This is a genomic window from Streptomyces sp. RKND-216 (assembly GCF_004795255.1).
In the GTDB taxonomy this organism is placed as follows: Bacteria; Actinomycetota; Actinomycetes; order Streptomycetales; family Streptomycetaceae; genus Streptomyces; species Streptomyces hazeniae.
Genome location: NZ_SSBQ01000002.1, coordinates 1,679,271 through 1,702,269, shown reverse-complemented (window position 1 = coordinate 1,702,269; position 22,999 = coordinate 1,679,271). Strand labels below are relative to the sequence as shown.

Here is a 22,999-nt window from a genome sequence, read left to right as displayed (position 1 = left end):
TAAAAACCATCGCTTCCGTACGCCTTCCGCACCACTCCTTCCGGCACACGACGCACGACACACCATGGGGGAAGTCATGCCTGCCACCAACAAGCCGATTTCTTACGACTTTCACGGCGACACGCCGTTCACCGTCCCGTTCGCCGAGATAGACCCCGCCGACATCCACATCTACCTCGACCTCGACACCAAGGTCGGCCGGAACACCTGCGGCCAGAAGTGCACGCACTGCTGGTTCGTCAACTACGAGAAGGTCTACGACAAGTCCTTCGCGATGGACGAGGGCCCGCGCATCCTGGAGGGCCTGCAGAGCCACGGCTACCAGGTCTACCCGCGCTACGTGGACAGCTTCGCCTACGGCGGCGAGTTCATGCGCATCTACGGCCCGGCGAACAACCGCGAGTTCCGCCAGGAAGCCGACCACATCCCCACCGAGACCATGGAGAAGGGCGACGCCTGGACGAGTGGCCGGCCGCTGCTCGGCGACGACTACGTCGAGCTTCTGGACCTGGCGCGGGAGAGCGGCTACGGCACGATCTCCATCACCTACCACGGCGTACTCGACGAGAACCTGGCGGTGATCGACGACGGCAGCTACCCGATCAAGGGCGTGTTCAGCGGCGCCGACACGGAGAAGGTGCTGCAGCGGATCGCCGACTACAACGCGCGCCGCCGTGCCGACGGCTCCGAGACCGCGGACGCGTTCCGCGTCAACATCGGCGTCACCGTCGGCCGCCACAACCACGGGCGCGAGTCCCTGCTGCGCTACGCGCGGTACTTCAACAAGCTCGGCGTCGACACAGTGCGCTTCAACAACTTCAGCGACCACGGCGGCCGGCACCCCGGGCTGCGGCTGTCCCGCGAGGAGATCGAGCAGGCGTACCGCGACTTCCGCTGGCTGCACGACACCGTGGAGCTGGACTTCCAGCTCGGCGTCAGTGAGGACTTCGGGACGTTCGGCATCAAGGCCATGGGCTTCCCCGGGCACGTCGGCTGGTGCCGCGCCGGCCGGCAGTTGTTCGCCGCGATCCCCGCGGAGGAGACCGTGCTGTCCGAGGACGGTCCGGAGCGCCGGGAGAAGATCGGCGACATCGTCGGCTGCGTCAACACCTTCGAGCCCCACCTGGGCATCCTGGTCCGCACCGTCGTCGAGGGCGAGGACGACGCCCGCTACGACCTCGAGTTCGACCATGAGGCCATCCAGGCGTTCACCGACAAGCGGATGGCGGGCGTCTACAAGGACGGCTGCTTCGCCCCCGAGCTGTCCGAGGAACTCGGGCTCGTCTCGCGCGTGCCGCAGCGCCGCCGGCTGCCGCTGCTCGTCGAGCCGACGGCCTGAGGGGGGACACGCATGCGCCACGTCCTCGTCTTCGCCAAGACGCCCCACGCCACCACGCCCTACGAGCAGTGGCTGGCGGGCACCGGCATCGAGCCGGTCGTCCTGACCAGCCGTGAGCACGCCGCCGGCTACGGCCACCTCCGGCATGTGCACGCCTTCGACGACTACGACACCAACCAGCTCGTCGAGAAGACGGCCCTGCGCCTCGCCCGCGAGCTGGACGTGGACGCCGTCTTCGCCCGGGCCGAGTCGGACGTCCTGCGGGCCGCACAGCTCCGGGACCTGCTGGACCTTCCCGGACAGCGGACCGCGAGCGCCCGTGCCTTCCGCGACAAGGTCGTGATGAAGGACCATCTCGCGGGCGGCCCGGTGGACGTCCCCGCCTACCGTCTCCTCGACTCCGCCTACACGGCCGTGGAGTTCGTCGCCGAGCACGGGTACCCGGTGGTGGTCAAGCCGGTGTCCGAGTCCGGTTCCCTCGGCGCCCGCGTCCTGCGCGACGAAGCCGACCTGGACGCCTACCTCGCCGCTCCCTGGCGCGGGACCAGCCAGATCGAGACCTTCGTCCCGGGCGCGATGTACCACGTGGACGGGCTGGTGCGGGACGGGGAACCCGTCTTCGTGCGTCCCTTCCGCTACCTCAACGACTGCCTCTCCTTCCGCAGCGACCACTGGATGGGCAGCGTTCCGCTGGCGCCCGGGGACCCGTACCACGCCCGCCTCGTCGACGCGGTCCGCGCGGTCCTCGCGCAGCTCCCGACGCCCGAACGGACCACGTTCCACGCGGAATTCTGGATCACCCCGGACGACCGGACGGTGTTCTGCGAGGTCGCCAGCCGCACCGGCGGCGGCATGGTCGCCCGTGCCGTCCGGCACGCCTTCGGCATCGACCTCGACAAGGAGTGGCTCTACGCCGAATGCGGGCTCCCCGCCTCGTCGGGCGGTCCGGCTCCCCGACCGGCCGGCGGCCTGTGGATCCCCCCGTCGAGCGGCGTACTGGAGCACCTTCCGACCGAGGGCGCGCCCGACTGCGTGCTCGAGTCCGCGCACACCGGCCGGGCCGGTCAGGTCTTCCACGGAGGCGTCAAGTCCGGCCTCTTCCTGGCCGGTTACGTCGTCGGTGGGGAATCCGAGGAGGACGTCGCGGCGAACATGGAGAAGGTGGCGGCCTGGTTCACCGACGCGGTCCGCTGGCGTCCCGCCGATTCCCCGGACGCCGCCGGTCCCGTCGATGCCCCCGAGACCGCCGGGGCGACCCCGTGACCCCGCCCGAGTCGCCCCGGCCTCACGTGCCGCCGCAGCCGCCGCGTCCGCTGCCGGGGCCGCTGGTGGACGCCGCGTGGCTCGCGCCCCGGCTGGGCGCGGAAGGGCTCGTCGTCCTCGACGCCTCCGTCGGCGTGCACCGGGACGCGGAGACCCGCATCCCCGGCGCCCGCCGGTTCGACCTCGACGGCGCCCTCTCGGACCACCACGCCTCGCTCCCGCACACCATGCCGGAGCCCGATCGCCTCGCCGCCGAGCTGCGCACCCTCGGGCTCCGGGACGAGGACACCGTCGTCGTGTACGACGCGGCCGGCGTCTACTCCAGCCCGCGGGCCTGGTGGATGCTGCGGGCCGTGGGCTTCGACCGTGCCGCGGTCCTCGACGGCGGCCTGCCCGCCTGGACCGCGTACGGCGGGCCGGTGGAAGAGGCCGCCCAGCCCCTGCCGCCGTCCACCCCGGGCGACTTCACCGCCCGACCGCGCTCCGGCCTTTTCGTCGGCGCCGACCGGGTGGCGGACGCGCTGCGCGACCCGGACGCCGCAGTGCTCGACGCCCGCACCCGGGCCCGGTTCACCGGCCGGGCGCCCGAGCCGCGGCCCGGCCTGCGCGGCGGCCACATGCCCGGCGCGGTCAGCCTCCCGTTCAGCGAACTGCTGGGTAACGGCGGCCGGATGCGTCCCCCGCACGAGCTGCGGGAGGCGTTCCGCGAAGCCGCCGGGGACCGTGGGACGCTGGTCTTCAGCTGCGGATCGGGCGTCACCGCCTGCGTCCTGGCGCTGGGTGCGCACCTCGCGGGCCTGGAGAACCTGTCGGTCTACGACGGGTCCTGGAGCGAATGGGGCCTCCCCGTCCCCGGGCGACCGGTGGCGACCGGCGCGACCGGCGCGACCGGCCCGGGGAGAGCCGGGAGCGCCGCGAGCGCGGACCAGGCGGGGGTCTCGTGAACGGGGGCCCCGTGAAGAAGCCGCCCACCGCGAGCAGGTGGCAGACCTTCCGGGACCTCTCGCCCAGCCTGAAGTCCCTGATCGTCCTGTCCTTCGTCGTCGCGCTCGGCAGCTACATGGTCACGCCCTTCATCGGCGTGCTGATGGTCCAGGCGGTGGGCCTCGACCTGCGGGTGGCCGGCGCCCTGGTCGCCGTCGCCACCTTCATCCAGTTCGGCGGCAGCATTCTCGGCGGGCCGGTGGTGAACCGGATCGGCCTCAAGCCGACCATGGTCGGCGCGCTGGTCCTGCGTACCGCCGGTCTCGCCCTGCTCGGCGTCGCGGTGGCAGTCCCCTGGCTCGCCTACCCCGCCGTGCTCCTGGTCGCGCTCGGTCCCGCGCTGTACCTGCCGGCGAACAAGGCGTACATCGTCACCTGCGTCTCCGACGACCTGCGACCGCTGTTCCTCGGGGTCAGCAGCGCCGCGCTCAACGCCGGCATGGGCGTCGGCCCGCTGCTGGCGGCGCTCCTCATCGACACCGACCCGATGATGCTCCTGCTCGGCGCCGCGCTGCTGTTCGCGGCGATCACCCTCGCCCACCAGCTCACCATGCGCCCGGTCGAGGGCAGGGCCGCCACCCCGTCGCCGGGCACCGGCCCGGGCGTGCTGCGGCGGCTGCGCCCCGCGCTGCGTCCGGTGCTCGTCACCGGACTCGCCTTCTACCTGTACTTCTTCTTCCAGAGCTTCGTCGGCCTGTACGCCGCTGAGCTGGGGCACATCGGCATGCTCGGCTGGGTCATGCTTCTCAACTGCGCCATGGTGGTGGTCCTCCAGCCCGCCCTCTCCGGGAGGATCGCGCGAGCTCCGTACCGGCTGCTGGTCGGGGGATCGTTCGCCCTGCTGGCGGCCGGCACCGCGGTGATGTCCCTGGGCGGGCCCTGGTTGCTCCTCGCGGGTACCGCGGTCTTCACCCTGGGCGAGGTGTTCCTGCTGCTGCGCTGTGACCTGGAACTGGTCGAACGGGTCCCGGGCAACCCGGCGTTCGCGTTCGGCGTGCAGCGGCTCACCGCAGGCGTGGGCGGGCTGCTCGCCGGTCTGGCCGGCGGGTTCGTCTTCGCCCACTTCGTGCAGGCGGGGGAGCCCGAGGGGTTCTGGCTGTTCGCCGCCGTCCAGTGCGCCGTCGCCGTGCTCCTCGTCCTGCCCGCCCGCCGGCGCCGCCGCGCCGTCGTTCCGGCCGGGGCCGCCGCGGAACGCACCCCGGAGCCGGTGCCGTGAGCGGCGAGCGGCACACGACGCGGACCCGGCTGGTGCACGCCGGTTCCGACCCCCGTACGCAGCGCGGCTACCCCAATCCGCCGGTGCACCGGGCGTCCACGGTGCTCTACCGCGACACGGCCGAGATGGCGGTGTCGCAGGCCGATCCGCTGAAGCGGGAGATGCCGGTCTACGGCCGCTTCGGCACCCCGACCAGCATGGCGTTCGAGGCGGCCGTGGCCGAACTCGAGGGCGGCCACGGCGGCGTGGCCACCTGCTCCGGACTCGCGGCGATCAGCACCGCCGTCCTGTCCTTCGTCCGGGCCGGCGACCACGTCCTGGTCACCGACTCCGCGTACCTGCCCACACGCCGCTTCTGCGATTCCCTCTCGGCGCTCGGTGTGGAGACCGAGTACTACCCGCCGGGCATCGGGGCGGACATCGCCGTCCTCGTCCGCCCCACGACGCGGCTGGTGTACCTGGAGTCCCCGGGGTCCACCACCTTCGAGGTGCAGGACGTGCCGGCGATCACGGCCGCCTGCCGGGCCCGGGGCGTCACCACTCTCGTCGACAACACCTGGGCCACGCCCGTGTACCACCGTCCGCTGGAGCTGGGCGCGGACGTCGTCCTGCACTCGGCGACGAAGTACCTCACCGGCCATGCGGACAGCATCCTGGGCGTCGCCGTGTGCACCACCGCCGCGTACCCTGCCGTGCGCGCCACGGCCATGCGGCTGGGGCAGTGTGCCGGGGCGGACGACGTCTACGCCGCGCTGCGCGGCCTGCGCACCCTGGACGTGCGGCTGGAGCGCCACCAGGCGCAGGCGCTGGAACTCGCGCGCTGGGCGGGCAAGCAGCCGGGCGTCGCAGCCGTGCTCTCCCCGGCGCTGCCGGAGGACCCCGGGCACGACCTTTGGCGCCGCGACTTCACCGGAGCCTCCGGCCTCTTCGGCCTGGAACTGGACCCCCGGTACGGGCAGGAGGAAGCCGACGCCCTGGCCGACCGGCTCACCCTCTTCGGGCTCGGCCACAGCTACGGCGGCTACGAGAGCCTCGTGGTGCCGTGCGAGCCCACGCGGCACCGGCTCCCCGGCACCTGGCGCGGACGCGGGCCGCTGCTCCGCGTCCACGTCGGATTCGAGGACGTGGAGGACCTCAAGCGCGACCTCGCGGACGGTCTCCGGGCGCTGCCGCCTCTCCCCGGCCCGGCCTGACCGCACCGGCCGCACCGGGCCCGGACGGACCCGCGCCCGTGGGCGGGCCGTCCCGACCGGCCGCCGGGCGCCGTCCCGAACACCTCTACGATGCCCCTGAACTGCTGGCCGGTGCCCCACTGCCGATGCCGGAGCGTACGGCCCCCGGACGGCTCTCGGCTGCGCGCTGGACCCTCCCCCCGGTCGTCCGTCCCGGACGGCGTGTGGGAGGCGTTCCAGCGGGAGGCGGAGGAGTCCGGACGGCGCGGAGCGGCGGGTGCCGCCGGCGTTCCGAAGGAGCCGTCCGCGCGGGGCGGATGGTCGCCGCACGGCTGGCACCGGTCGGGCCCCGCACGAGATGCGGGGCGGCGGCGGTTGGCCGCAGCCCCGGCGGGTGGGCCTGGTGTTCGCGGTGCTCTGTCTGCTCGTGGGCGGCCTGTGGTTCGCCGACCAGCGCGGCCACCTGAACCTCGGATCCCCCGGCTCCGGCGCTCAGGAGGAGCCGCTCGCCGCGGAGACGGACCGGCCCACCGGTGCGCCGTCGGCCGCCGCGCTCTCCGGCCTGCCCACCTTGGAGCGCCCCTGGGCGGGCGTCCACTGCGACGCCGGGGCGGACGGCATGCGGCACCCGGACTTCCCTTCCTAACAGGCGGACGGGGGCGGGGACGGCCCTACGCGCGACCCGTACGACCGCAGCCGCGAGGCGGGTACGGGCGGCGCCGCCCCCGACGCCTGCGGCACGGCGACCCGCGTCAGATCACCCGGACACGACCGTGCCCGGTCCGCAGCGCGGGCCCGGGCACGGCTACCCGCACGGCAGCGGCGCGCCGGCTCGCGTTTCGAGCGGTGTGCCGCTGCCCTTGTGAAGCTGTGCCGCTGGTGGTTCTCAGCGGATGCCGAGTGCGACGATCTGGGTGACGGCGTTCTCGGCGAAGTTGTCGTCGCTGACCAGGATCAGGGTTTGTTCGCCGTTCGGAAGCGTCGGCCCCCAGGTCATGCCCTCGGTGTTGTCGACGGTGGACAGGCCCAAGTCGTCGAAATCCGCGACCGGTTTCTTGCGCATGGGCGCGACCTCCCGTCCGTTCAGGGAGCCCATGTCCCGCACGTCGGTCGCGCCGTGGGTGGTGGCGTCGTAGAGGCGGATCTTGTAGCCCGCGCCCGCCACCCAGGTGCGTTCGAGTACGAGGTAGCGGTCGGGGTCGTCGGGGAAGGCGAGGATCGCGGGTACGCCGGTGTCCGGGCCCCACGGGCTGGTCGGGTCGGACTCGGCGAAGATCTTCTCGAGGGGGTAGGCGAACTGTCCCCGCACCTGGCCCTGCCGGTTCTGCTGGGTGACGCGGATCAGGGCGCCGTGTTCCAGATCCGGTTCCAAGCCGTCCTGGAGCAGCGGGCCTTCGACGGCGCTGGTGAGCAGGCCACCCCCGCCGCCGAAGGTGATCGCCTCGACTGCCTGGTTCCGCCGGATGCCCCAGTCGCCTGTGGTGACCCGGTAGTGGGGCGCCAGGGGATGCTGTCCGAGGTACTCACCCGTGCGGGTGGCGAACTGGATCGACGGCTGGACCACTGGTTCACCCGCCGACTTCGGCCGGTTGCCTTCCTGGGCCCACACGTACTGGCAGTTCCGTGGGTCCACGCGCAGCTCTTCCGGGTCCACGGCCTTGCCGTCGCCGGCGGTCGGCGGTGGGTAGAACGAGCCGTCCGGCTGCCGGAGCGGGTGCGTGCCGGTGAAGTCCACACTGTGCACCCCGGAACGGTCCACACCGATCTTGGCGGTGTAGAAGCGAGCGGGCTGCAGGTACGAGCGGTCGTCGCTGATCATGACGTAATCGCCCGTGCACGGATCGCGGTCGATGCCGGAGAGCCCGCCGACAGTGGTGTTCCGGAAGGTGAGCTGATGGGGAATGATCTTCTCGCCGAGCAGGCGGGCCTGCACCCCGCCGCGGTCGGCCGGCGCGGCCTTTCCGTCCGGCGGTACTGCTACCGCAGGCGTCATCGTCGCGGTGAGCACCAGGGCCGCGGCACATGCGCGACGGGTCAGGGAAGCTTTCATGGGAATGATCTTGACCTGGTTTGCGTCGGCGCGCAGTCACCCAGTGGGGTGATCAGCCTCCGGGGCCACGGACGGGAGTTCGCGGACGTACACCCGTTGGAAGGCGAATGAGGCGCCTCAGCGGCCGGGCCAAGAAGACCGCACCCGGTCCGTGAGGGACGCCGTGCTCGGCGGCCTGCGGACCGGGTGCGGACCGGGTGACCAGACGATCAAGGAAATCGCAGGTCAAAGGGCTGGAGATCAGGTCAGCCCTTCTTGGTCTCCCAGAAGATCTTGTCGATCTGGGCGATGTGGTCCAGCGCCTTCTGGCCGGTCGCGGGGTCGGTGGACCCCTTGGCGGCGCTGAGGGCCTTGAGCGTGTCGTTGACCAGTTGGTGCAGCTCCGGGTACTTCTCGAAGTGCGGAGGCTTGAAGTAGTCGCTCCACAGCACGGAGACGTGGTGCTTGGCCAGCTCCGCGCGCTCCTCCTTGATGGTGGTGGCGCGGGCGCGGTAGTGCGGGTCCTCGTTGGCCTGGTACTTCTCCTGGATGGCCTTGACGGACTCCGCCTCGATGCGGGCCTGTGCGGGGTCGTAGACACCGCAGGGCAGGTCGCAGTGAGCGCTGACCTGCACCTTGGGGGCGAACAGGCGGGAAAGCATGAAAGCCGTCCTTCCTCGTGATCGTCTTCTCAGGTGCGAGGTTACTCGCTGGGGTAGGTGTTTTCCCGGGTGCCCCAGAGGGCTTGGGCCAAAAGTCCCAGAAGGAGTCGTGCCGGGTGGATGATCGGAAGGACCGGAGGCGGAGGATGCCCGAGCGGGCGAAGTCACGGGGGAAGCCGCGGGCCGCGTCGGCGCGGGCGCGTGCGGGGCGACCGGACGGCGGGCCGCGTGACCAGGGGCTGCTGCGGCGGATCGGGCTGGCGGAGGTGTACAACCCCTCGATGCAGCCCACCCTGTACCCGGGAGACCAGCTGGTCGTGCACTACGGCGGCCGGGTGCGGGCCGGGGACGTGGTGGTGCTGCGGCACCCGTTCCAGCACGACCTGCTGATCGTCAAACGTGTGCTCCGGCGGCGCGGCGCGGCGGGCTGGTGGGTGCAGGGGGACAACCCGGCGGTGCGCAACGACAGCCGGGAGTTCGGGGCGGTGCCGGACGAACTGCTGGTCGCGCGCGCGTTGCTGAGGGTGCGGCCCCGCCGGGCCGCGGGTCGCGGCGCCGGAGCCGGTGCCGCAGCCGCTCAGGCGTCGGTGTTCTCGCTGCTGCGCTGGGCGCTGTCCGCCGTGCGCCCCTTGGTGCCGCCGCCGGCCAGCCGCTTGCGCGCCCGGTAGGCGGCCACGTTGGCGCGGGTCGCACAGCGGTCCGAGCAGTAGCGCCGGGACCGGTTGGTCGAGGTGTCCAGGTAGGCGTTGCGACAGGGGCCGGCCTGGCAGATGCCGAGCCGGTCCACACCCAGGTCGGTGAGGTGGAAGGCCAGTCCCATGCAGGCCGTGGCCGCGTAACCGGCCGTCGCGTTGGCGGCGTGGTCGGCGAGGTGCATGTGCCAGAGGGGGCGCCCGTCCGCGCCGCGGTCGCCGTGCCCGGAGATCTGCGGGCTCGTGGGGAACTCCATGAGCAGCGCGTTCAGCAGGTCCACTGCGCGGACCTCGTCGCCGTCGGCCGCCGCGCCGAAGACCGCGCGCAGTCGTGTCCGTACGGCTCGCAACCGGGCCACGTCCCCGTCCGTGGCCCGGCGCGCCATCTGCCGGGCGGGGCCGAACAGTTCGCGCACGGCGTCGACGGACGTGAGCGTGTCCTCGCCGCGTTCGGGCTGCTCGGTGTTCACCAGGCGCACCGCCCAGTCCGAGTAATAGTTGAGTTCCACTTGTGGTCCTTACGGCAGCGGTCTATCGTCGGGGTGGGGCTTCGGTAATGGCCGAACTGCCATCCAGGGTATTACTCGAGGAGGACGGATGACGACCGAAACGGCCGGCCGTACGGACTGGCAGGCATGGCAGCGCAGTTGGGACCGCCAGCAGGAGTGGTACCTGCCCGACCGCGAGGAGCGGTTCCGGGTCATGCTCGACATGGTGGAGGCCGTCGTCGGCCCCGCGCCGCGGGTGCTGGATCTGGCCTGCGGCACCGGCAGTATCTCGGACCGGGTGCTGCACCGGTTCCCGGACGCCCGCACCACCGGCGTCGACCTCGACCCGGCGCTGCTCGCCATCGCCCGCGGCCACTTCGCGGACGAGGAGCGCGCCGAGTTCGTCACCGCCGACCTCAACGACCCCGACTGGACGGCGCGGCTGCCGCACCGTTCCTACGACGCGGTGCTGACCGCCACCGCGCTGCACTGGCTCCGCACCGATGCGCTGCGCGGTCTGTACGGGCAGCTCGCCCCGGTCGTGCGGGAGGGCGGAGTCTTCATGAACGCCGACCACATGCCGGACGAGGACACCCCGCGCCTGGACGAGGCGGTCCGTGCGTTCGAGCGGTCGCGCAAGGAGCGGGAGAAGGCGGCCGGCGTCCAGGACTGGGCCGACTGGTGGGGGACGGTGGCCGCCGACCCGGTGCTCGCCGACGCGGCGGCCGAACGCTTCCGCATCTTCGGCGACCCGCGCACCGGCGACCACTTCTCCGACCAGGTCCAGGCGCCGGCCTGGCACGTCCGCACCCTCCGGGAGGCGGGCTTCGCCGAGGCCCGCCCGGTGTGGGCCTCGCCCTCCGACGCACTGGTCCTGGGCCTGCGCTGACACGGGTCGGCGCTAGGTGCGCCTGCGCTGACACGGCCGCGCCCCCGACACCACGCGTCCCCGCCGGGGTCCGCCCCGGCGGGGACGCGCGGTGCCGTTCAGTCGCGGCGGTAGTGGGCGTGCGAGCCGCTGGTCGCCGAGTCCTCGTAGGCGCCGGGCTTGCCGCGGTCCACGTGCCACTTCGTCAGGGTCGACACGGGTGACTTCGGGTCGTGGCGGGAGCGCACCACCCGCATGTGCGTCGTCCACCGCTCCGGGGTGACCTCGTACAGGTCGTAGCCGTACGAACCCGCCTGGAAGTACTGGAGGTGCGGGTTGGCCTCGCCCATCAGCGGGCCGTTCTTCTCGTTCCACTCCGGCCGGTAGGCACCCGAGCAGACGGAGTGCGAGGTGAACTCCGCGCCGACCACGGGGGAGTCGGCGGCGTCGAAGTCGGTGCGGATCTCGTCGACGAACGCCGAGTGCCAGTCGCCGGTGATCACCACCAGGTCCTCCAGCTGGGCGCCGTGCACGTGGCCGAGTACGTCCGCCCGTTCGGTGCGGAAACCGTCCCACTGGTCGGGGAACATGATGTCGCTGCCCGGTTTGGCGCGCAGCTGGCTCAGCATGATCGAGTTGGCCCAGCAGTGCCACGCGTCCGGTGCGTTCGTCACACCCTGCTTCAGCCAGTCGCGCTGCCGCGTGCCCAGAATGCTGCCGTCCGCCGTGTCGGGCACCGTGCGGTACGACCGCAGGTCCAGCACGGTCAGCTCCACCAGTCCGCCGATGTCGCGGCGCCGGTGCAGCACGGGTTCCGGGAGCGCCGCGTCGACGCCCGGTTCGCCGTCGCGGTGCGGCTGGTGCTCGTACCACGCCTGGTAGGCGGCGAGTCGCCGCTGCAGGAAGGGTGCGCCGCCGACGGCCGGGCTGTAGTTGTTGCGCACCTCGTGGTCGTCCCAGGTCAGGAACCAGGGGTGATTGGCATGCGCGGCGCGCAGCGACGGGTCGCCCTTGTAGAGCGCGTACCGCTTGCGGTAGTCGGCCAGGGTCAGGCACTCGCCGGTGTCGTGGTTGCGGTCCCGGTCGCCCGATCCGGGACCGTACTCGTAGATGTAGTCCCCGAGGTGGACGACGAAGTCCAGTTCCTCGGCGGCGATGCCGCGCAGCGCCGCGTAGTAGCCGTCGTAGAACTTCTGGCAGTTGGCGCTGGCGAAGACCACCCGCCGGGCTCCCGGCGCGGGCGCGGTCTTGGTCCGGCCGATCCGGCTGGTCCTCCCGCGCGCGGTGAAGGCGTAGTAGTAGTGGCGCCCGGGGCGCAGCCCGTCGACCGGCACGTGCACGCTGTGGCCCAGCGTGGCCGACGCGTGGACGGTCCCGCGCTGGACCACCGTGCGCATGCCGCGGTCCTCGGCGACCGTCCAGCCCACCTCGACCGTCTCGGGGAGGTCCTGTTCCACGGCGAACGGGTCCGGCACCAGGCGCGTCCACAGCACGACGCCGTGCGGCAGCGGATCGCCGGACGCCACGCCCAGCGTGAACGGCGCCGGATCGTACGTGGCCCCCAGCGCCTCGGCGGCGGCCCGCGCCTGCGCCGGGGAGTGGCCGGCGGCCAGCGGCCAGGCGAGGTTCAGCGCGCCCGCCGCGGCGGCGGCCCTGAGCAGTCCGCGTCTGCCGAGCCTCATGCGATCCCCTCCCGGCGCGCCGGGGCGGTGGGTGCGGCGGAGGGAACGCGGGCGCTGCCGCCGTGCAGGGTGAGGGAGAGGGCGTCGGCGTAGCCGTCGTTGGCGGCCCCGCCGTCCTGCGTCAGCGCCAGCACCAGCCGCACCGACCGGGCGCCCGGCGGTACGGCGGCCTCGGCCGTGCGCTCGAACATGCCGGTGCGGCCGTCGCGTTCGGTCGCGGTGAGCGGGCCGAGCACGGCGAGCGCGACGGGCGTGCCCCTGCCGTCCCGGAACTCCACCGAGAGCCGGGCGCCGTCCTCCTGGTCCCCGAACCCGCCCAGCCACGCCGCCGCGCGGAACCGGACGCCGCCCCCGTCCACGGCGCCGCGGCCGGTGGCGCCGTCCGTCGGCAGGGCGACGTCCTGGAGCAGCGTGGTACGGGGGGACGTGCCGCCGGCGAAGAAGCGGCTGCCGCGCCGCGGCGGCCCCGGGTCCTTGGGCCCGGGGTGTCCCTCGCCGAAGTCGTAGCGGATGAGGGCGGGCGCCCCCTCGGTGACCTTCCAGCCCGTCACGGCGTCGACGGGTGCGTCCGTCCCGCCGGGTCCCTGCTCGGCGTCGCCGTTCCGCACGAGGTTGTCAGCGATGACGCCTCCCGATGTGACTCACGGGGCGACACCGGGTGCGTCACCCGGCGTGATGATCACATCGACGTATGGCGCGGATCGGGGCGCGCCGCCCCGTCGTCCCCCGACCGGCCCTCCCCTTTCCCCCCGGTGGCGCACCGCGGAGGGGGTGACCGCACCCGGTGCGGTCACCCCCTCTGTCGGCTGAGCCCCGCAGGGCTACGCGCGGGCCACGCCCTCCGCGCGGGCGGCCGCGGCGACCGCCGAGGTCACCGCGGGGGCGACCCGCTCGTCGAACGGTGACGGAATGACCCGCTCCGCACTCAGTTCGTCCGCGACGACCGCGGCCAGCGCCTCCGCCGCCGCGATCTTCATCCCCTCGGTGATCTCGGACGCGCGCACCTGGAGCGCCCCGGCGAAGACGCCGGGGAAGGCGAGCACGTTGTTGATCTGGTTGGGGTAGTCGCTGCGCCCAGTGGCCACCACGGAGGCGTACTTGCGGGCGACGTCCGGGTGGATCTCCGGGTTCGGGTTGGCCATGGCGAAGATGAACGCGCTGTCGGCCATCGTGGCGACGGCCTCCTCCGGCACCGTGCCGCCGCTGACGCCGATGAAGACGTCCGCGCCGTCCAGCGCGCTCTCCAGCGAGCCGACGAGCCCCGCCTTGTTGGTGAAGCCCGCCAGGTCGCGCTTGGCGGAGTTGAGGTCCTCGCGGTCGCGGGAGACGACGCCCTTGCGGTCGCAGACCGCGACGTCGCCGATGCCGGCCTCGACCAGGATCTTGGCGATGGCGACGCCGGCCGCCCCGGCGCCGGAGATCACCACGCGCAGGTCGCCGAGCGCCTTGCCGGCCAGTCGAGAGGCGTTGCGCAGCGCGGCGAGCGTGACGATCGCGGTGCCGTGCTGGTCGTCGTGGAAGACCGGGATGTCGAGGCGCTTCTTCAGTTGCTCCTCGATCTCGAAGCAGCGGGGCGCGGAGATGTCCTCGAGGTTGATGCCGCCGAAGGACGGCGCGAGCCGGGCGACGGTCTCCACGATCTCGTCGACCTCGTGGCAGTCGAGCGCGATCGGCACCGCGTCCACGCCGCCGAACTGCTTGAACAGGATCGCCTTGCCCTCCATGACGGGGAGCGAGGCGGCCGGGCCGATGTCGCCGAGGCCGAGGACCGCGCTGCCGTCGGTCACGACGGCGACCACCTGGGAGCGCCACGTGTAGTCGTGCACCAGTTCCGGCTGTTCCGCGATGGCGCTGCAGACCTTGGCGACGCCCGGCGTGTAGGCGAGGGACAGGTCGTCCGCGTCCCGCACCGGCACCGTCGCCTGCACCGCCATCTTTCCGCCGCGATGGAGCGCGAATGCCGGGTCGATCATGTCCTCGTCCAGCCCGTCCTTGGGATTGACGATCTCCGCTGCCACTGTGTGGACCCCTTGTTTTCGTATAACTGCTGAGGGTGGCCGCTCCCGGGTGAGGGGCGGGCGGGCACCACGTCCGTGACCGGGCTTGCGGGTAACCGCCGCCTGGGGGAGACACGGACGCCGGGCGCGCCGCACACGCGCCCTGGTCCCCGGGTGAGGGGTGTAATCGTCCTTTCTACCCGACCGAGGTGCGTGCCGACGAACCTCTTTCTACGGTGGGTGAGGAACCTCTCACGGCGCTGACACGCGGCTGACACGTGGTCCGCACACCTGTGCCGCGGGTGAGCGCCATAGCGCCTTTCGGGTGCCCTGTATCCGGAGTCGACTATCCGTTATCCGATTTTGACATCGTCGGGCCACTGGGATGACTACCCCGGGTGGCAAGATTCCCCCCATCAGACGTGGCCGGACCGTGACATTCGACGACGAGTGCGCGCGCCGGCGACACCCTCACTCGCAGGAGGACCTGGCCATGACCGTTCGCACCACCCGACGTTCCCCGGCCTTCCGATCCCGGATCGGGGCGGCAGGAGCCATCGCGGTCGCCGGAGCACTGCTGCTCACCGGCTGTGGGGATCAGACGGACGGGGGCGGGGACGGCGACGGCGGCGGCAAGAAGACCGCCGACGCGGAAGCCCCCCTGTACGACGAGCTGCCGCAGAAGATCCAGAAGGCCGGGACCATCAAGGTCGGCTCGGACATCGCCTACGCGCCGGTCGAGTTCGTGGACGAGAACGGCGAGCCCGCCGGCATCGACCCGGACCTGGCGAAGGCCATGAGCAAGGCGCTGGGCGTCGACTTCCAGTTCCAGAACGGCACCTTCGACCAGCTGATCCTGGGCATGAACTCGGGCCGCTACGACGTCGTCATGTCAGCCGTCACCGACACCAAGGAGCGTCAGGAGGGTGTGAGCGACGACGCCGAGGGCGGCGCCGACTTCGTGAACTACTTCAAGGCCGGCTCCTCCTTCCTGGTCGAGAAGGGCAATCCGGAGAACGTCCAGAATCTCGACGACCTCTGCGGCAAGACGGTCGCGGCCCAGCGCGGCACCGCGAACGAGGCCCTGGTCCGCGCGCAGAACAAGAAGTGCGACGAGAAGATCGACCCGTTCTTCGCGGACAAGGACACCGACTCGATCACGCAGCTCCAGAACGGCCGCGCGGACGTCGTCGTCACCGACTTCCCGGTGGCCGCGTACAACGCGAAGACCTTCGGCAACGGCGAGCAGTTCGAGGTCGCCGGCGGCCAGATCGACGCCGCCCCGTACGGCATCGCGGTGAGCAAGAAGAACACCGAGCTCCGCGACGCCATCCAGTCCGCCATGAACCGGATCATGGAGAACGGCGAGTACGAGAAGGTCATGAAGAAGTGGGATGTGACCAACGGCGCACTGGACGAGGCGACGGTCAACGCCGGCAAGTGAGCCGCAGCCGGGGCGTGACGGCGGGCCGCCGGACGGCCGCCGCCGCGCCCCGGCGCCCGCACCACCCGCTTTCTGATCCCGAAGGTAACCATCCGTGTCTGAACCCGAAGAGCCCGGAAAGGCCGCGGGCGGCGGCTCCCTGCGCAAGGGGGGCACCCGCCCGGCCGGCCCCGGGGCCATGAACACCGGCAAGGTCCCGCCGGAGGCCATCAAGGCCATTCCCGTCAAGCACTACGGCCGCTGGGTCGGCGCCGCCGCCGTCCTCACCCTGCTCGGCCTGCTCGTTCTGGCGTTCGCCCAGGCCCAGATCAACTGGGGCGTCGTCGGCGACATGCTCGACGACGAGACGTTCGTCAAGGGCGCCTGGGAGACCCTGAAGATCACCGTGTTCGCCATGATCCTGGGCGTGGTCCTGGGCATGCTGCTCGCGGTGATGCGCATGTCGGAGAACAAGGTCCTGTCGTACGTCGCCTGGGTCTACATCTGGTTCTTCCGCGGCACGCCCGTCCTCGTCCAGATCTTCCTCTGGTTCAACCTCTCGATCATCTTCGAGACGATCAACCTGGGGCCGATCTACCAGGACGAGATGAACGACTTCATGACGCCGTTCATGGCAGCCCTGCTGGGCCTGGGCCTCAACGAGGCGGCGTACATGGCGGAGATCAGCCGGGCCGGCATCCAGTCCGTCGACCACGGCCAGACCGAGGCGGCCCACGCGCTCGGCATGCGCGGCACCAAGACGATGCGGCGCGTCGTGCTGCCGCAGGCCATGCGTGTGATCATCCCGCCGACCGGCAACGAGTTCATCAACATGCTGAAGACCTCGTCGCTGGCCTATGCGATCGGCTACAACGAGCTGTTCCTCGCCAGCCGCAACTTCGGCTCCCGCACGCTCGCGGTGATGGAGGCGCTGATCGTCGCGACGGTCTGGTACCTCGTCCTCACCACGATCTTCAGCATCTTCCAGTACTACATCGAACGGCACTACTCCCGCGGCACCTCGCGGCAGATGCCGGACACGCCGATGCAGCGGGTGTGGAAGAACCTCACCACGTTCCGGCACGGGACGGGATCGGGGGAGATCCGATGAAGAACACGTCGAACGCCGCGCCGAGCACCCCGGCCGCCACCTCCGGCGGGCCGATGGTCCGTGCCGAGGCCGTGCACAAGGCCTTCGGTCACAACCTGGTGCTGAAGGGCATCGACCTGGAGGTGCAGCCGCGCGAGGTCTTCTGCCTGGTCGGTCCGTCCGGCTCCGGCAAGTCCACCTTCCTGCGCTGCATCAACCACCTGGAGAAGATCAACGCCGGTCGCCTCTACGTGGACGGCCGGCTGGTGGGGTACCGCCAGCGCGGCGACAAGATCTACGAGCTCAAGGAGCGCGAGGTCGCCGAGCAGCGCAAGGACATCGGCATGGTGTTCCAGCGCTTCAACCTCTTCCCGCACATGACCGCGGTGGAGAACGTGATGGAGGCGCCGGTCCAGGTCCGGGGCACCTCCAAGGCGGAGGCCCGCGAGCGGGCGATGCAGCTGCTGGACCGGGTCGGGCTGTCCGAGAAGACCAAGCAGTACCCGTCACAGCTCTCCGGCGGTCAGCAGCAGCGCGTCGCCATCGCCCGCGCGCTGGCCATGGACCCGAAGCTGATGCTCTTCGACGAGCCGACCTCGGCGCTCGACCCGGAGCTGGTCGGCGAGGTCCTGGACGTGATGCGGGACCTCGCCGAATCCGGCATGACGATGATCGTCGTCACGCACGAGATGGGCTTCGCCAAGCAGGTCGGCGACTCGCTGGTGTTCATGGACGACGGCGTGGTCGTCGAGTCCGGGCACCCGCGGGACGTGCTCACCAACCCGCAGCACGAGCGGACCAAGTCCTTCCTGTCGAAGGTCCTCTGAGCCCGGGGTCCGCACTGCGGCCCAGCCCCGTCGCCCTCACCGGGCGGCGGGGCCGTGCCGTGCCCGCCCTACGCTGGGGGCAGTCGTCCCCCGTCCGACCTGGGAGTCACCGTGTACTTCACCGACCGCGGCATCGAGGAGCTGGAGAAGCGGCGTGGCGAGGAGGAGGTCACCTTCGAGTGGCTCTCCGAGCAGTTGCGCACGTTCGTCGACCTGAACCCGGACTTCGAGGTCCCGGTCGAACGCCTCGCGACGTGGCTGGCCCGCCTCGACGACGAGGAGGAGGACGCGTAGCCGCCGGGTAGGGGTGCCCCGAGAGAGCCGGCCCGAGGGCGAAGGCTTCTTGCCTCGCGAGGCAACACGACATATCGTGTTTGAGGAGAGACGCGATATGTCGTCCTCTGCCTACCCAGGGGGTGCCCCGTGCCCGAAGTCTCACGACCGCAGCCGCTGGAGTTCGACGACCCCGTCGCCGCACTCGACGTCCGCATCGTCAACGGCGCCGTGAACGTCGTCGGTACCGACGCGCCCGGCGCGCGGGTCGAGATCGCCGAGATCCACGGCCCGCCGCTGGAGGTCCGCCGCGAGGGCGACCGCATCGTCGTCGCCTACGACGACCTCCCGTGGAAGGGCTTCCTCAAGCTGCTGGACCGCAAGGGCTGGGAGCGGTCGGCCGTGGTCACCGTCTCGGTGCCCGCCGGAACCCGCCTCCACCTGGGCGTGGTCGGCGCCACCGCCGTCGTCTCCGGGGTCCACGGCGGTACGACGGTCCGCGGGGTGTCCGGCGGCTGCACGCTGGTGGGGCTGGGCGGTGAGGTCCGCGCCGACACCGTCTCCGGCGCCGTGGAGGCGCAGGCACTGCGCGGCCCCCTCTGCCTGAAATCCGTCTCCGGCCACCTGACTGTCATCGATGGCGACGGCTCCTCCGTACGGGCCGACACCGTCAGCGGCGACATGATCCTCGACCTCGCGCACGCCGCCGGGCGCCCGGACATCGCCCTGACCACCGTCTCCGGCGAGGTCGCCGTACGCCTGCCGGACACGACCGACGCCGTCGTCCAGGCCGGCACGGCGGGCGGCGCGCTCTCCAGCGCCTTCGACGCCCTGCGCGTCGCCGGTCGCTGGGGTGCCCAGAGCCTGACCGGCACGCTCGGCACCGGAGCCGGACGCCTTCGCGTCAAGACGGTCTCCGGCACCGTCGCGCTGCTCCGCCGCCCGCCGCAGGAGGACGCGGTCGGCGCGGGCGCGGCGTACGACCTCAGGAAGGACGTCTGACATGCCTCCCGTCTTCGCCCACGGGCGTCTGCGCCTCTACCTGCTGCGGCTCCTGGACGAGTCCCCCCGGCACGGTTACGAGGTGATCCGTCTCCTGGAGGAACGCTTCCAGGGCCTCTACGCCCCCTCGGCGGGCACGGTCTACCCCCGGCTCGCCAAGCTCGAAGCCGAGGGCCTCGTCACCCACAGCACCGAGGGCGGCCGCAAGACCTACTCCCTCACCGACGCCGGACGGGCCGAACTCGCCGACCGGCAGGCCGAGATCGCCGAACTGGAACTGGAGATCCGCGAGTCCCTCGCCTCGCTCGCCGCGGACATCCGCGAGGACGTCAGCGGCTCCGCCCGCGACCTGCGGCGCGAGATGCGGGAGCAGGCACGCGGCACCGGCGGCGGCGCGGACGGCCCGCGCGGCGGGGACGCGGACGCCTGGCGCCAGGCCAAGGAGGAGATGCAGCGCGTCAAGCGCGAGTGGAAGGCGCAGGCGCAGCGCGCCCAGGAGGACGCGCGCAAGGCCCGCCACCAGGCGTGCAAGGAGCGCGAGGCGCACGCCGAGGCGATGGCGGAGATGCGGCGCATCGCCGGCCGGGTCCAGGACCGGGTCCGCGACCAGGCCAAAGCGGGGGACTGGCAGGGCGCGGTGCAGTCCGGCCTCTCCGAACTCAGCCGCCACATCGGCGACCTCGGCCGCTTCACCGCGCCGCCGCAGTCGTCCCCGGCCGGCGGGCCCACACAGGCGGACGGCCCCCGCCGCCCCCGCCCGGCCCCCACGCGCCGCCGCCACCGCCCGGTGGGCCCGTGCCGCCGCCGGAGGCGGACCTGCCCGGCTGGGCAGCGGAAGCGCCGTCGTCCTCCGACCCCGCCCGCGACCTGGAACGGCTGCTGGACCGTCTCCGCGACGACGTGCGCGACGCCGCCCGCGACCACGGCGTCACCCCCGAGCAGCTCCGCGACGCCCGCCACCACCTCGGCACCACGGCCGCCCACGTGGTCGCCCTGCTCCGCGGCTCACCCAAGGACTGACGTTGCGCGGCGACGGTCCGTCCCTCATCCGAAGTCGTTCACCTGCGGCGTCGGCTGAGTGCTGACGGATGGGCCGTACGTCGGCATGTTGGTCCCGTAGGTGGCACCCGGGTCCGGCAGCCCGTCGTCCGGCCCGGGGCCGAACTCGTGCGTGCCGGGCGCCGGCTGAGTGCTGATGGAGGGCCATAGGTCGGCATGTTGGTGTCGTACGCCGTGCCCGGGTCCAGCAGTCTGTCGCTCGGGTCGAAGTCCGGCGAACTGGTCGCCGGAGCCATCGGGTGCACGACTCCGCTCGGACCCAAGCCGGTTGGCATTCCGCCGTAGGCGGCCTGCGTGGTGGTGTCGCTCCCCGTCTTCTCGAAGTCCTGCGAGACTCGCTTCTCGTTCCAGTCGTGATTGTCGGCACAGGCGCGCAGGTTGTCTCCGCCAGCCTGCGCCCGGGCGCGTAGGCCGTCCAAGGCCGGCTTCCAACTCGTGGCTATATCCCCCAGGGCCGTCCCGATCGACCATCCGGTGAGCGAACCACCGGCCGTCTCGGCCTCCTTGACGGCCTTGCCAGCCGGTTCCTGCATCGTGCGCGCGATGTCGTCACACGCGCCGGCAGAGGCACGCAGCTCCGCCGGGTCGGCATTCAGTCCCTTGGACATCTTCGGCTTCCTCCCCTCTTTCGGCGCCCAGCGGTCGAGCGCACACAACGTTTCTCGAGTCAGAACTGCTGCTGCTCGACCCCGGGCGGCAGCATGCACGGTGTCCGGACGGCGAACGAAAGGCGCTGCGGTTTCGTCTTGCCGGAGCCGACGGTAGTGGCGGAGACTGCGTAGGAGTTTTTCTCATTGCGGGCCCGGAATACTGCGGACTCGTAAGAATTCTTGAACTCGCGGTACGAGGTGACTTTGTACCCGTGTTGCGGAAGTTCTTGGCGAAGTGTACGCACGATGCGGGTATGCTCCCCAGCGGGAGCAGGGGAGTATACGTAGTAGAAGAGGCTGTACCGGCCGTCCTCTGCCACCTCGTCATCCTCCCCGATGCAGTCCTGGAAGTGCACCTTCTCGGTAGACGGCAGCAACTCGGCGTTCGAAATTCGCGCCATGTATGCCGTGTAGTCCTCCGCCCATTTGACTGCAGCGTCCTTCTTCATGCGAGGTAGTGGTGCGTTCGGGTTGTCGCCCTGAGACACGCAGCCTCCGATCGAGAGCAGTGCGGCGAGAAGAATAGGAATGCGGTGCAGTGTGGCCCTATGGCCGGCCTGGCGCGTACTGATCCTGCTCGTGGTCGGGAGGAGGGGTGCCGTCGGTTTCCTTCGGAGCCTCTGAAGGAGGCTTACCTGCGAGGATTGCTCCCTGATTGGCCAATGATTCACTGCCCTGGTCCCAGTATCCGCTGTGTCCGCTGGTGTCAACCACGAAGTTGTTGCCACCGAATTCCCTGTCCATCGGGTCGGGGCCGAGAGTGGCGCCGACGAGCATATTGCTAATGAAGTCGTCCCCCGCTCCTCCGATCCACACATGCTCGGGATCCATCTGCAGGTCGTCGGCCTCTTGAACTGTCATGCCCGGGCTGCCGACTGCCACCACGTCGTCCGCGCCGAGCCCTTCCCCTCCGGCCGCAGCGGCACCAAGCACGGAAGAACCGTAACTGTGACCCAGGACTGTGGTGTGGCTGGGCGACTCATCGTGCGCAGCCTGTGTTCCTGCTACGAACTGGCGCAGATCAGGGGCTGCGTCCTCAGCGCGCCCTGTACCGGCGACACTTAGACTGGCGTCCCCACCACTGGCCTCCGGAGCGTCATAGCCCAGCCACGTAATCATGGCCACGCTTTCACCGTCCGATTGTTCCACTGCGGAATCCTGCAGGTGGTCGATCCGTTCCAACTGGCCGGGAACACTCTCCATCGTCGTTCCCGTGCCCGGGACGAGGATGCCGGTGTGGGCGGCGGTGTCGGGGTTGCCTTGGGCGATGATGGCGCGGCCGTCGTCGCTGGTGTCGTAGCCGAGCAGGTACAGCTCCTTGCCCTCGGGCGCGGTGTCGCCGGCGTCGAGCCGCTCGCTGAGTTTGATGGCGTTCCACAGGCGCTTGTTGACCGCGCCGGAGTCCTCACCCGGGTAGGCGTCCCTGACGTTGCCCTCTCTGAGGCGATTGAGTTCCTGGGCGAGCGCGGCGCGGTTGGCGTCGTTGCGGGTCTCGGTGGGTAGGCCGTCGGTGGCGCCGATCTGCTGGGGATAGAGCGTCTCGTACTCCCGGCGCTCCTCCGGGCTCAGAGCCTTCCACCACTCGGCCGCAGCCTTCGGGTCGTCCTTGGGGATCTGCGGGTCCTGCAGGCCGATCGCCTTCATGGCCTGCTCGGCGTCCTTGGCCGACTCCGCTGCCGCGTCGCGGTTGAGCGGATCGGTGAGGATGTCGCCGTTCAGTACCTCGAGGGCTTTCTTGCCGTCGTTGCTCGCCTTACGGGCGTCTGCCAGGGCGTCGTCGATCCGCCCCCGGTATTCACCGAGCGGGCCGCTGCGATCCATGATGATCTGCTGGGCATCGGTGGACTGGCGCGGTAGGCCTTCTGTCGTCGGATCGCTTACCCATCCGTCGTCGTCGACCTTGTAACGATTCCTCTCGGCGCTCTGCACCGCATTACGTAGATCGGTCTGAGCTTGTTCCATCCCAGAATTTGGTGGTTTCCAGGACCGACGCGATGGCCATGGCCTCGGTCTCGACGATGCCGATCCGTGATTCGACGTCTTCGAGGTAGAAGAGGGCGGCGTTGGCGTCGTCGCCCTTCCACGCGTGGTGGAGAGGGCCGGTTACCTGGCGGCGATGGCGGTCCGTCAGCGTATCCATGGTCGTCGACAGCTTGCGCCAGGCTTGCTCGGCCGCTTCCAGGTCCGAGAAATCCTGCCTCATCAGACGCGAGAATTCAGAAGTCACAACGGGTCCCGTCGGTTTTCGAGGCGCAGCCCCCGACGGCGCACGGCAAACCGGCA

At 71.1% G+C, this 22,999-nt stretch carries 22 protein-coding genes and 1 pseudogene; 14 read left to right on the top strand and 9 right to left on the bottom strand.

Going from position 1 to position 22,999, the window contains the following annotated elements; genetic code table 11:
• The first annotated feature begins 76 nt into the window (after positions 1-76).
• The 6 genes from E4198_RS07275 to E4198_RS07250 all read left to right on the top strand — a co-directional run bounded on the left by E4198_RS07275 (position 77) and on the right by E4198_RS07250 (position 6,620).
• Complete coding sequence (locus tag E4198_RS07275) at positions 77-1,339, top strand: radical SAM protein (protein ID WP_136182451.1); 1,263 nt, start codon at positions 77-79, stop codon at positions 1,337-1,339.
• Between the two features lie 12 nt (positions 1,340-1,351).
• The gene (locus E4198_RS07270) at positions 1,352-2,602 is read left to right on the top strand and encodes an ATP-dependent carboxylate-amine ligase (protein ID WP_136182450.1); all 1,251 of its coding nucleotides are present in this window, start codon (positions 1,352-1,354) and stop codon (positions 2,600-2,602) included.
• The gene (locus tag E4198_RS07265) at positions 2,599-3,546 is read left to right on the top strand and encodes a sulfurtransferase (RefSeq protein WP_247597582.1); all 948 of its coding nucleotides are present in this window, start codon (positions 2,599-2,601) and stop codon (positions 3,544-3,546) included. Before E4198_RS07270 ends, E4198_RS07265 begins: the two co-directional genes overlap by 4 nt.
• Positions 3,543-4,802, top strand: coding sequence for an MFS transporter (locus tag E4198_RS07260; protein WP_168711389.1), 1,260 nt, complete (start codon positions 3,543-3,545; stop codon positions 4,800-4,802). The genes E4198_RS07265 and E4198_RS07260 overlap by 4 nt, the downstream gene beginning before the upstream one ends.
• Positions 4,799-5,995 carry a cystathionine beta-lyase gene (metC, locus tag E4198_RS07255; RefSeq protein WP_136182448.1) on the top strand — a complete coding sequence of 399 codons (1,197 nt, stop codon included), beginning with the start codon at positions 4,799-4,801 and terminating at the stop codon, positions 5,993-5,995. The genes E4198_RS07260 and metC overlap by 4 nt, the downstream gene beginning before the upstream one ends.
• Before the next feature lie 373 nt (positions 5,996-6,368).
• A complete protein-coding gene (locus E4198_RS07250) occupies positions 6,369-6,620 on the top strand; it encodes a hypothetical protein (RefSeq protein WP_168711388.1) in 252 nt (83 codons plus the stop codon).
• A 240-nt stretch (positions 6,621-6,860) separates the two neighbouring features.
• Here the strand turns inward: E4198_RS07250 and E4198_RS07245 are convergent, their stop codons facing one another.
• Positions 6,861-8,024 (bottom strand): esterase-like activity of phytase family protein, encoded by a 1,164-nt coding sequence (locus E4198_RS07245; protein WP_136182446.1) that lies wholly within the window; start codon positions 8,022-8,024, stop codon positions 6,861-6,863.
• Between the two features lie 245 nt (positions 8,025-8,269).
• Complete coding sequence (gene sodN / locus E4198_RS07240; protein ID WP_027766112.1) at positions 8,270-8,665, bottom strand: superoxide dismutase, Ni; 396 nt, start codon at positions 8,663-8,665, stop codon at positions 8,270-8,272.
• Between the two features lie 116 nt (positions 8,666-8,781).
• Here sodN and sodX point away from each other — a divergent pair, with 116 nt between their 5' ends.
• A complete protein-coding gene (sodX, locus tag E4198_RS07235; protein ID WP_281727966.1) occupies positions 8,782-9,333 on the top strand; it encodes a nickel-type superoxide dismutase maturation protease in 552 nt (183 codons plus the stop codon).
• On the opposite strand, the gene E4198_RS07230 is transcribed toward sodX, so the two are convergent.
• Complete coding sequence (locus E4198_RS07230; RefSeq protein ID WP_136182445.1) at positions 9,243-9,866, bottom strand: CGNR zinc finger domain-containing protein; 624 nt, start codon at positions 9,864-9,866, stop codon at positions 9,243-9,245. The genes sodX and E4198_RS07230 overlap by 91 nt on opposite strands.
• A gap of 88 nt (positions 9,867-9,954) precedes the next feature.
• Here E4198_RS07230 and E4198_RS07225 point away from each other — a divergent pair, with 88 nt between their 5' ends.
• Positions 9,955-10,734, top strand: coding sequence for a class I SAM-dependent methyltransferase (locus E4198_RS07225; RefSeq protein WP_136182444.1), 780 nt, complete (start codon positions 9,955-9,957; stop codon positions 10,732-10,734).
• 98 nt (positions 10,735-10,832) lie between these two features.
• Here E4198_RS07225 and E4198_RS07220 read toward each other — a convergent pair whose 3' ends face one another.
• The 3 genes from E4198_RS07220 to E4198_RS07210 form a co-directional block, all read right to left on the bottom strand.
• Positions 10,833-12,395, bottom strand: a complete 1,563-nt coding sequence (locus E4198_RS07220; protein WP_136182443.1) for an alkaline phosphatase D family protein — start codon at positions 12,393-12,395, stop codon at positions 10,833-10,835.
• The gene (locus E4198_RS07215; protein ID WP_247597581.1) at positions 12,392-13,003 is read right to left on the bottom strand and encodes a phosphoesterase; all 612 of its coding nucleotides are present in this window, start codon (positions 13,001-13,003) and stop codon (positions 12,392-12,394) included. Before E4198_RS07215 ends, E4198_RS07220 begins: the two co-directional genes overlap by 4 nt.
• Before the next feature lie 213 nt (positions 13,004-13,216).
• Complete coding sequence (locus E4198_RS07210) at positions 13,217-14,413, bottom strand: NADP-dependent malic enzyme (protein WP_136182441.1); 1,197 nt, start codon at positions 14,411-14,413, stop codon at positions 13,217-13,219.
• 472 nt (positions 14,414-14,885) lie between these two features.
• On the opposite strand from E4198_RS07210, the gene E4198_RS07205 reads away from it, so the two are divergent.
• The 6 genes and pseudogenes from E4198_RS07205 to E4198_RS07180 all read left to right on the top strand — a co-directional run bounded on the left by E4198_RS07205 (position 14,886) and on the right by E4198_RS07180 (position 20,027).
• Positions 14,886-15,836 (top strand): ABC transporter substrate-binding protein, encoded by a 951-nt coding sequence (locus E4198_RS07205; RefSeq protein ID WP_136182440.1) that lies wholly within the window; start codon positions 14,886-14,888, stop codon positions 15,834-15,836.
• 178 nt (positions 15,837-16,014) lie between these two features.
• Positions 16,015-16,926 carry an amino acid ABC transporter permease gene (locus E4198_RS07200; protein WP_136185231.1) on the top strand — a complete coding sequence of 304 codons (912 nt, stop codon included), beginning with the start codon at positions 16,015-16,017 and terminating at the stop codon, positions 16,924-16,926.
• A gap of 53 nt (positions 16,927-16,979) precedes the next feature.
• On the top strand, positions 16,980-17,732 hold the full coding sequence (locus tag E4198_RS07195; RefSeq protein WP_027766105.1) for an amino acid ABC transporter ATP-binding protein: 753 nt from the start codon (positions 16,980-16,982) through the stop codon (positions 17,730-17,732).
• Positions 17,733-17,843: 111 nt separating this feature from the next.
• Positions 17,844-18,026, top strand: coding sequence for a DUF6104 family protein (locus tag E4198_RS07190; RefSeq protein ID WP_136182439.1), 183 nt, complete (start codon positions 17,844-17,846; stop codon positions 18,024-18,026).
• Positions 18,027-18,155: 129 nt separating this feature from the next.
• Positions 18,156-19,007, top strand: a complete 852-nt coding sequence (locus tag E4198_RS07185) for a DUF4097 family beta strand repeat-containing protein (protein WP_136182438.1) — start codon at positions 18,156-18,158, stop codon at positions 19,005-19,007.
• 1 nt (position 19,008) lies between these two features.
• Positions 19,009-20,027, top strand: a pseudogene (locus E4198_RS07180) (helix-turn-helix transcriptional regulator).
• A 706-nt stretch (positions 20,028-20,733) separates the two neighbouring features.
• Here the strand turns inward: E4198_RS07180 and E4198_RS07175 are convergent.
• The 3 genes from E4198_RS07175 to E4198_RS07165 form a co-directional block, all read right to left on the bottom strand.
• Complete coding sequence (locus tag E4198_RS07175) at positions 20,734-21,165, bottom strand: hypothetical protein (protein WP_136182437.1); 432 nt, start codon at positions 21,163-21,165, stop codon at positions 20,734-20,736.
• A 97-nt stretch (positions 21,166-21,262) separates the two neighbouring features.
• The gene (locus E4198_RS07170; RefSeq protein WP_136182436.1) at positions 21,263-22,678 is read right to left on the bottom strand and encodes an alpha/beta hydrolase; all 1,416 of its coding nucleotides are present in this window, start codon (positions 22,676-22,678) and stop codon (positions 21,263-21,265) included.
• Complete coding sequence (locus tag E4198_RS07165; RefSeq protein WP_136182435.1) at positions 22,650-22,919, bottom strand: hypothetical protein; 270 nt, start codon at positions 22,917-22,919, stop codon at positions 22,650-22,652. The genes E4198_RS07170 and E4198_RS07165 overlap by 29 nt, the downstream gene beginning before the upstream one ends.
• Positions 22,920-22,999 lie beyond the last annotated feature (80 nt).